The 7880-nt window shown below is 63.5% G+C and carries 9 protein-coding genes and 1 pseudogene; 5 read left to right on the top strand and 5 right to left on the bottom strand.

From position 1 onward, the window contains the following. Positions 1 to 79 precede the first annotated feature (79 nt). Together AC6LJ5_RS29365 and AC6LJ5_RS29360 are read left to right on the top strand one after the other, a co-directional pair. Positions 80 to 529 (top strand): annotated as a pseudogene (locus tag AC6LJ5_RS29365) (integrase core domain-containing protein); the annotation flags it as partial. A gap of 69 nt (positions 530 to 598) precedes the next feature. Beyond that, entirely contained in the window at positions 599 to 1024 is a 426-nt protein-coding gene (locus tag AC6LJ5_RS29360) for an integrase core domain-containing protein (RefSeq protein WP_392413667.1), read from the top strand. 470 nt (positions 1025 to 1494) lie between these two features. Here the strand turns inward: AC6LJ5_RS29360 and AC6LJ5_RS29355 are convergent, their stop codons facing one another. From AC6LJ5_RS29355 to tenA, 3 genes are all read right to left on the bottom strand, one after another. Further along, positions 1495 to 2184: a class I SAM-dependent methyltransferase gene (locus tag AC6LJ5_RS29355; protein ID WP_498142346.1), complete on the bottom strand. Its 690-nt coding sequence runs from the start codon at positions 2182 to 2184 to the stop codon at positions 1495 to 1497. 329 nt (positions 2185 to 2513) lie between these two features. Then, the gene (locus AC6LJ5_RS29350; RefSeq protein ID WP_498142345.1) at positions 2514 to 3230 is read right to left on the bottom strand and encodes a class I SAM-dependent methyltransferase; all 717 of its coding nucleotides are present in this window, start codon (positions 3228 to 3230) and stop codon (positions 2514 to 2516) included. Positions 3231 to 3332: 102 nt separating this feature from the next. Continuing rightward, positions 3333 to 3995, bottom strand: a complete 663-nt coding sequence (gene tenA / locus AC6LJ5_RS29345) for a thiaminase II (RefSeq protein WP_498142344.1) — start codon at positions 3993 to 3995, stop codon at positions 3333 to 3335. 294 nt (positions 3996 to 4289) lie between these two features. Here tenA and AC6LJ5_RS29340 point away from each other — a divergent pair, with 294 nt between their 5' ends. The 3 genes from AC6LJ5_RS29340 to AC6LJ5_RS29330 all read left to right on the top strand — a co-directional run bounded on the left by AC6LJ5_RS29340 (position 4290) and on the right by AC6LJ5_RS29330 (position 7256). Further along, positions 4290 to 4988: an N-acetylmuramoyl-L-alanine amidase family protein gene (locus tag AC6LJ5_RS29340; protein ID WP_498142343.1), complete on the top strand. Its 699-nt coding sequence runs from the start codon at positions 4290 to 4292 to the stop codon at positions 4986 to 4988. A 159-nt stretch (positions 4989 to 5147) separates the two neighbouring features. Beyond that, positions 5148 to 6377 carry a COG3904 family protein gene (locus tag AC6LJ5_RS29335; RefSeq protein ID WP_498142342.1) on the top strand — a complete coding sequence of 410 codons (1230 nt, stop codon included), beginning with the start codon at positions 5148 to 5150 and terminating at the stop codon, positions 6375 to 6377. Between the two features lie 30 nt (positions 6378 to 6407). Beyond that, positions 6408 to 7256 carry a lysozyme inhibitor LprI family protein gene (locus AC6LJ5_RS29330; RefSeq protein WP_498142341.1) on the top strand — a complete coding sequence of 283 codons (849 nt, stop codon included), beginning with the start codon at positions 6408 to 6410 and terminating at the stop codon, positions 7254 to 7256. Between the two features lie 64 nt (positions 7257 to 7320). On the opposite strand, the gene AC6LJ5_RS29325 is transcribed toward AC6LJ5_RS29330, so the two are convergent. Together AC6LJ5_RS29325 and AC6LJ5_RS29320 are read right to left on the bottom strand one after the other, a co-directional pair. Next, the gene (locus AC6LJ5_RS29325; RefSeq protein ID WP_103271548.1) at positions 7321 to 7596 is read right to left on the bottom strand and encodes a hypothetical protein; all 276 of its coding nucleotides are present in this window, start codon (positions 7594 to 7596) and stop codon (positions 7321 to 7323) included. Positions 7597 to 7599: 3 nt separating this feature from the next. Further along, positions 7600 to 7880: SHOCT domain-containing protein (locus AC6LJ5_RS29320; RefSeq protein WP_498142340.1), on the bottom strand; the 281-nt coding region annotated here is incomplete at its 5' end.

Raw genomic sequence — 7880 nt, 5'->3', positions numbered from 1 at the left:
GAGCAGTTTGCTCAGGCGCACCGGCAACAACGGTTTTTAACTCTGGACTCTATGTCGGTGCCGTACTAAGTCTGGGGGCAGGTCACTGAACGTAATCGACGAAGCGAATCGGGAATGCTTGGCCATCGAGGCAGGCATGTCCATCCCTTCGGCACGTCTGATTCGCGTCTTGAGCCGCTTAATCGATTGCTATGGGCCTCCCGACGCAATACGCCTGGATAACGGCCCGGAGATGATCTCCGAGGCCTTTACCGAATGGGCTGCTGCCAAAGGCATTTCGATCCGCTATATCCAACCTGGCAAGCCGAATCAAAACGCTTTTATCGAGCGGTTCAATCGCACTTATCGCACCGAAGTGCTCGATGCGCATCTGTTCGCCAACCTTGAGCAGGTCCAAGCAATTACGGATCGATGGCTGGTCGATTACAACGAATACCGCCCGCACGAGTCGCTGGGTGGCCTCCCTCCGGTGCACTTCATGCCTCGGTTAACCCTTGCTCCGATCGTCTATCAGTCAGTGTCTACTTGACAGGGGTGCTTACGAACGAACCTATGCCGTGTCTGGGCGGGCCGGGATGGCTGAGCCACGCTGGCGCTGGTGATCGACGGTCATACCCGCGAGTTGCTCGGCTGGCATTTGTCGCGTAGCGGCAAGGCCTGCACCGCTGGCAGTGCCTTGGAACACGCCCTGATCGCCCGTTTCGGAACACTGGGGCGCGTGCCTGCGCCGTTCCTGCTGCGATCGGACAACGGACTGGTCTTCACGTCTCGCAGCTACACCGCGCTGGCGCGAGGCTACGGGCTGCGCCAGGAGTTCATCACGCCGCACTGCCCGCAGCAAAACGGCATGGTTGAGCGTGTCATCCGTACGTTCAAAGAACAATGCGCGCATCGGCATCGCTTCGAGAATATCCAGCACGCCAGCCGCGTTGTAGGCGACTGGATACGTTTTTACAATCACCGACGCCCGCACCAGGCGCTCGAGATGAAGACTCCGGCTGAGGCGTTTGCATTAGCCACTTAACCTGAGCAGGTTCTGCTGGGTCAATACACGGCCTTCGAAAGGGAATTGACGTGGAACAAAATCGTGTTTCCTACTTTCAAATTAAGAGATGGATTCTGGAGAATTACTGGGACGGCTGCCGGGATCATGGACCGCTCCCCACGGGCAAGGGACAAAGAGGATGGACACTGGAGCAGATAGCGTCTGACGTTTACGACGGGTATGCGGGGGGAAAGGGTAGTTTTGATTCCCCCTTGGAGTACTTGATGCTTGAAGTTGTTTGTTTGGTTTTGGCTTGCTGGTATCCGGCACAAGCCGAATATCATAGAACGCGAATCTGCCGTTTGCTTTCAGAGCATGCACTAGATAATTTGCTTCAATTGGTGCCCCGGGACGAGATTGATGATTTCAAGCACGATCTAAGCATCGTAGGATTTATATAAAATACTGAAATGGTATTCACCTGACACCGGCCCCAAGCCGGTGTTTTTTCAAGCAGCCTCTGTCACCACCTCCCCCTTCCGCCCAAAAACAAACACATGCGCATAACTATCATTCATCGCATGCTCGAAATGCGTTACCCCCCGAATCGCCGGCACGACAGGCTCGAACAACCCCGCATAATCAATCTCCACCGGATAAGGCTTCCGCTCCGGCGTATCGTTGTACCCAAGAATCAACAACCCACCCGGCTTGAGCACCCGATAGCACTGTTCCATCATCTGCTCGAATCCAATCCGCTCATTCAGCCCCCAGCCGATCACGCCATTGGATATCACGACGTCGAATGACGCCTCGTCGTAGTAGCCGCTCATATCCGTGACGCTACCGATGACGTGCCTGCCCGGCGGACCGTAGATCGCCTGTTCGGGATCCATGTCCAGCGAATGGAATTCCATCTTGAGCAGCCGGGGGTAGTGCCAGGTGTAGTAATGCATGCCCAGGAACAGGCACTTCATCCGGCCGGGCGAGCGCGCGGCGAGCTGGTTCAGATGGTCGAAGATTTCCCGTTCGAGGAATTGGCGATTCACGGCGCGCAGCCGGAATTTGATGCCGCATTTCGCGGCGAAGGCCGGAGACCATTTGAACAGTCTCATCTTGGCTTTGCGGATCAGTTTGCGTAAGGAAATTTGCTCACCCCAGATGGCCGGATTGAAGGGCTTTGCTTCGCGCAACAGCACTTCAAAGGTTCTTCGTGTGCGCGCGAATGCCGTGGCAGGCACGCATGCAGGGGCTGGCGCGGGCCAGCCGTCAGGGCCGTTGCGGTCCTGATCGCAAGAGGCTAATCAGCGGTGCGTTTGATATGAATGGGACGAGGGAGGAATGGGGTGGACTGGCGCGAGGCGCCGTCTGATTTCAGAATGACGCGACCGTTGCGGTCGCGCATAGGCAAGGTGAAGGCGACCCTGGCGGTGGTACTGCAATGTTGTTTGCCTGGGCCTGCCTGAAGATATCGATGCGCCAAAAGCAGGACGCCGGCACTAGGCCGGCGTCCGTCTACCAAAGATGATCACGCTACTGCGACATTGCTCTCCATCCGCTTCTCCCCAAACAGGAACACATGCGCATATCCATCATGCATTGGATGCCGCGCATGCCTTACCCCCGGAATCGCCGGCACGACAGGCGCGAACAACCCCGCATGCCCGATATCCACCGGATACGGCGCCCGTTCCGGCGTGTCGTTGTAGCCCAGGATCAGCAGCCCGCCCGGTTTCAGCACCCGATGGCATTGCGCCATCATCTGCTCGAACCCGGCCTGTTCGTTCAAACCCCAGCCGATCACGCCATTGGCGACGACCACGTCGAACGACTCGTCGCCATAAAAGCCGCTCATGTCGGTTGCGCTGCCGATGGTGTGCCTGCCCGGCGGTCCGTAGATCGCCTGCGCCGGATCCAGGTCCAGGGAGTGGAAATCCATCTTCAGCATGCGCGGGTAATGCCAGGTGTAGTAGTGCATGCCGATGAACAGGCATGCCTTGCGGCCCGGGGATGCCGTGGCCAGTTGGTTCAGATGATCGAAGATCTCCCGTTCCAGGAAACTGCGGTTGGGTGCCTCCAGCTTGAAAGTGATGCCGCAGCGCGCGGCGAAGGTGGGAGACCAGTGGAAAAGCCCCAGCTTGGCCTTGTGTATGAGTTTGCCTAAGGAAATGTGATCGCCCCTGATCGGCCGGATCTTTTGCGTCCGGTACCGACGAGTTCCTGCTGACGCACCTGTGCGTTGCACGGCCGCAATGTGCAAGACGACGGCGGGGATGGGGGGCGGCTTTTTTTCCGCGAGCGCCGCTCCTCCCATCCCTGCCGTCGTGACGTTTACCGCTTTAGTGGTTCAGACCTCCCATGCGCCTTGCCGATACGCGGAATCCCAGAACATCCATTCCAGCCGCGCGGCGTGTGTGTATGCCTCGTGCATAGCCTTGACCGTTACGGCGGACGCGAGTTCCGCGACGCGGTCCACGGACGCGATGACTTCGCGGACCAGGGTGTGGAATTCCTCGCCGGCGTAGGTGTCGATCCAGGCGCTGTAGGGGTTGGGTTTGACGGCGCGGGCGTGGATGTCGCGGCCGATCTCGGCGTAGATCCAGAAGCAGGGCAGCAGCGCGGCCAGGGCCACGGGGTAGGGCGCGCTCCAGGCGGTGGCGATGAGGTAGCTGGTGTAGTGGTGGCTGGCGGGCGTGAGCGGGGTGGCGTTGAAGGTGTCGGCGCTGATGCCGAACTGCTTCATGAAGCCGTCGTGCAGGCTGCGCTCGACCACGACGGCGTTCTTGGCGGCGTCGGCGAACTGGACCACGCCGTCGGCGTTGTCGGCCTTGGCGGCGGCCACGGCCAGCGCGCGGCCGAAGGCGACCAGGTAGTGGGCGTCCTGGATCATGTAGTGGCGGAACGCGTGCGCGTCGAGCTGGCCGCTGGCCAGCTCCTGGTTGAACGGCATGGTGCGCGTTTTCTCGTACAGCGCGGCGTTGCGCGCCCAGGCGTCGGAGCTGAAAGACATGGGATTCCTCTGCGTAGTCGGACGGCGCGCGAAGTCGCGCCGTGGCTGCCGGCCAAGGATAGCAACACCCGGCGGCCGGGTAACTTTTCATGTCATTTGCTTCCGGTGGGGCCGGGGGGGCGAGCCGCGCCTGTTACGGGCTGGCGCCGCGCGCCGCATTCGGCGATTGCCCCAGGCGGCGGGCTGCGCGAGAATCCGGCGCATTCCGTGCCGGTCGCGGTTCAGCGGCCAGCCTCTCTCAACAGGGCGAACTCCAGCGTGTCTTCAGTCAGCGGTGAACGTGTAATCAGGCGGATGGCGATCACGGCGCGGCGGCGCGCGGGTCGGGTGGCGGCGGCCGTGTGCCTGGCGCTGCCGGCCTTGTCGGCGCAGGCCGCCTATGTGGTGGTGGATACGGGCCATACGCCCGCGCGGCCCGGGGCCACGGGCGCCAGTGGGCGCGTGGAGTATCAGTACAACCTCGTGCTGAGCGGCGCCGTGGCGGCGCGGCTGACGGCGCTGGGCGAACGGGTCAAGCGCGTGGCGGCCGACGGCGCCGAGGTGGCGCTGGGCCAGCGCGCGCGGCTGGCGCCGGATGCGGATTTCTTCATCTCCATCCATCACGATTCGATACAGCAGAAGTACATCGACGCGGGTCGCCAGCGCGAATTCGCGGGCTTCTCGATCTTTGTCTCGCAGCGCAATCCCCGCTACGAGGAAAGCCTGCGCTGCGCCAAGGCGATCGGCGAGGCGCTGGTGGCGGCGGGCGAGAAGCCGTCGCTGTATCACGCCGAGCCCATCGCCGGCGAGAACCGCCCGCTGCTGGACCGCCGCCTGGGCGTGCATCGCTTCGACGGGCTGGCGGTGCTCAAGACGGCGACCATGCCGGCGGTGCTGGTGGAGGCCGGCGTGATCGTGAACCCCGACGACGAGGCACGGGTGGCGCGGCCCGACACCATCGAACGCATGGCGCGCGCGATCGCCGATGGCGTGCACGCCTGCCTGGGTGGCTAGCGCGGATCGCGCGCGTCCGGCCCGGCGGCTGGCGCTGTCGCGCCGGATGGATAAAATCCCGCTTCAAGCGCCGCGCCTTGCGAGCCGGCCAATGGACAAGCGCGAAACGCGGCGTGGCCCGTAAGGTCTGCGTGACATAGGTTCCCAGGGAGAGGATTGATGAGGCTGAAAAGAAAACTGACGGTCTGGAGCACGACATTGGCGCTGTCCTGCGCGGCCCTGTCGGCCGGCGTGGCGCAGGCCCAGGCGCAGCAGGCGCAAGCGCCGGCGTCCGCCAAGCAGGAAGAGCCCGAGCGCTACGGTCCGTTCTTCTTCCTGCGCAGCGAGCCGGACCTGCTGATCTACGTGGGCGCGGTGGGCGCCAACGATATGTTGAATCTCAAGAAGGCGCTGCGCGAGCATCCGACCATCTCGACCATCGTGTTGCAGAACAATGGCGGCGGCCTGGTCCACATCGGGCTGGTGGTGGCGGAAGAGATCTACGAGCGCGGCCTGAACACCTATATTCCCAAGGACAGCTACTGCGCGTCGGCGTGTTCCTTCGTGTTTTTCGCCGGCCGTCAGCGCCTGGCGGTGGGCCGGCTGGGCGTGCACCAGATCTCGGCGCCGGAGCTGACGGGCGAGCAGGCGCAGTTCGGCGTGTCGGACATCGTGGCGACCCTGCCGAAGTACGGCGTGTCGGCGGATGTGCTGGGTATCATGTTCAGCACGCCGTCCAAGGACATGTACTTCTTCACGCCGCAGGAAATCGCCAAGTACGGCATCAACCGCGTGGGTCCGACCCAGGCGTCCGCCAATGGCGCGCAGCAGGGCGGGGGCCAGCGCGCCGCGCCCGCCCCGTCGCCCTCGCCGCAGCAGCAGACATCCGCGCCCGCCCCGACGCCGCAGCAGCAGACGTCCGCGCCGGCTGGCGAGGCAAAATTGCCTCCGCGCCAGCCGGCCGCCGCCGGCCAGGCGCCGGTCGCCAATCCGTACCTGACCAAGCAGCCCGCGCCGGCGGCGCCGTCCGACGAGCAGAAGGCCATCAACGCCGCCGCGCTGATGATCCAGGCGGGCAGCGGCACCAACGAAGAGGCCATGAAGTTCACGCGCGAGTTCTACGCGGACACGGTGGACTTTTTCAAGAAGAAGCGGCCGAAGTCCGAGGTGCTGGCGGACAAGCAGGCGTATTTCGCGCGCTGGCCGGTGCGGCGCTTCGTGGTGGACCAGAGCACGCTGCGGGCCAAGTGCGAGAACCAGCTGTGCATGGTCAAGGGCATCTACGACTACAAGGTGTCCAGCCCGGAACGCGGCAAGAACGCCAGCGGCACGTCGAATTTCACGTACATCCTGGACCTGCGCGATCACTACCGCATCGTCCTGGAAGACAGCGAGGTCATCAGCCGCTGAGCGGCCGGCCTTGCACTTTGGAGAAGCACCATGCATGTCAGTCTGCGCGCGACCCGGTTCCTGATCCTGGCGGGCCTGACCGCCGCGGCGGCGCCGGCCCAGGCGATCGATTGCGGCAAGGCGTCCAGCCCCGTCGAGAAACTGATCTGCTCCAGCCGCGAGGCGAAAGCCGAGGACGCCGGGCTGAATCGCGCCTATGCCGCGCTGATGAAGCAGGCGCCGGACGACGAGATCCGCGCGATGCTGAAGGATAGCCAGCGCCGCTGGCTCGCCGCGCGCGACGGCAAACTGCAAGACCTGATCGCCAACATCGACGCCGTGCCGGAAGGCAAGACGGCGGGTTCCGTCGCGGCCGACCTGATCAGCGCCCGCATCGACGCGCTGACGGAGCGCGACAAGGGCAGCAAGCAGCCCAGGCTGATCAGCACGGCGCTGGCCCAGCGGGAATTCCGCCGGCAGTTCACCGGCGGCCCCTACGACGGTTACGACGTGGTCTGCGAGCTGCTGCCGCCGAACGACATCTACGCCTGCTTCGCGATCAGCCACTACCAGAACAAGGACCGTGTCTGCACCGCCGAGCAATACTGGGCCACGGGCTCGGTCTACGCGCAGCGTTATGTGGCGAAGGTGGTGGACAAGAAGCTGGTGCCGGTGGCGTCTTGCTCGTACAACGGCAACGACGACAACTGCCCGGGCGGCATCTCGGACGAGGCGCGCTGGAACACCGGTCCCAAGGTGCGCACGCCGATGGGCTATCCGACCAAGCCGCTGCCCCGGCTCGATGGCGAGGTCTATGACAGCGACGACTACGACTGGCTCAAGGCTTGCCTGACGGACGATACGTTCCCGCTGGCCAATCCGACGACGGCGGGGCGCTAGGCGGATAGCTCGAACTCGGTAGCCGGATGCGAACCGCGGCGCGGTGGCATCCGGTTTTTTCGTTTCAGATATCGTCGAAGTAGAAGGCCTTGTTGAGGCGGGCCTGCAGCACCTGGCAAGTGTGCGAGTTTTGCCAACTCAGGGTGATGGCGAGCAGTAGCACTGCACCCAGCACAGCGCCGATCGCGCCTAGCCAGCCAAAGGTGAGGCCGATGTACAGCAGCGGGATGCCGAAGACGAAGCTCATCCACCAGAGCAGCAGGAATTTCAGCGCGACGCCCATCCAGAAATAGGCTAGTACGAGCAGGCCGATGGCGAGAATGACGATGAGCAGTTTCATGGATCAGGCGCCCAGAATGCGCGTTTTCTGAGCCGCGAATTCCTTGTCGGTCAGGACGCCTCGGTCGCGCAAGGCAGACAGCCGTTCCAGCTTGCTGATGATCTCGTCATCGCTGCGTACCTGAGAAGCCGGACTTGCCGGCGTCACGGGTGAGGCCGAAGCCTGGGGCGCGTGTGCTGCTTCGGGTATCCCGGCGGCAACGGAGATCGTGTCGTGGGCGCGGGACGCGCCAGCCACTTCCGCAGCCTCGATGATGTCCTCCTCGGCGGCGGCGGGGGCGGCGG

The sequence above is a fragment of the Achromobacter sp. 1011791174 genome (assembly GCF_059760925.1).
This window is presented reverse-complemented; position numbering and strand designations above follow the sequence as displayed.

Bases quoted from the DNA above. Each gene is read 5' to 3' on its own strand.
- AC6LJ5_RS29335 (WP_498142342.1), top strand. From the start codon at position 5,148: ATGAGGCTGAAAAGAAAACTGACGGTCTGGAGCACGACATTGGCGCTG.
- AC6LJ5_RS29340 (WP_498142343.1), top strand. From the start codon at position 4,290: ATGGCGATCACGGCGCGGCGGCGCGCGGGTCGGGTGGCGGCGGCCGTG.
- AC6LJ5_RS29330 (WP_498142341.1), top strand. From the start codon at position 6,408: ATGCATGTCAGTCTGCGCGCGACCCGGTTCCTGATCCTGGCGGGCCTG.
- AC6LJ5_RS29325 (WP_103271548.1), bottom strand. From the start codon at position 7,596: ATGAAACTGCTCATCGTCATTCTCGCCATCGGCCTGCTCGTACTAGCC.
- tenA (WP_498142344.1), bottom strand. From the start codon at position 3,995: ATGTCTTTCAGCTCCGACGCCTGGGCGCGCAACGCCGCGCTGTACGAG.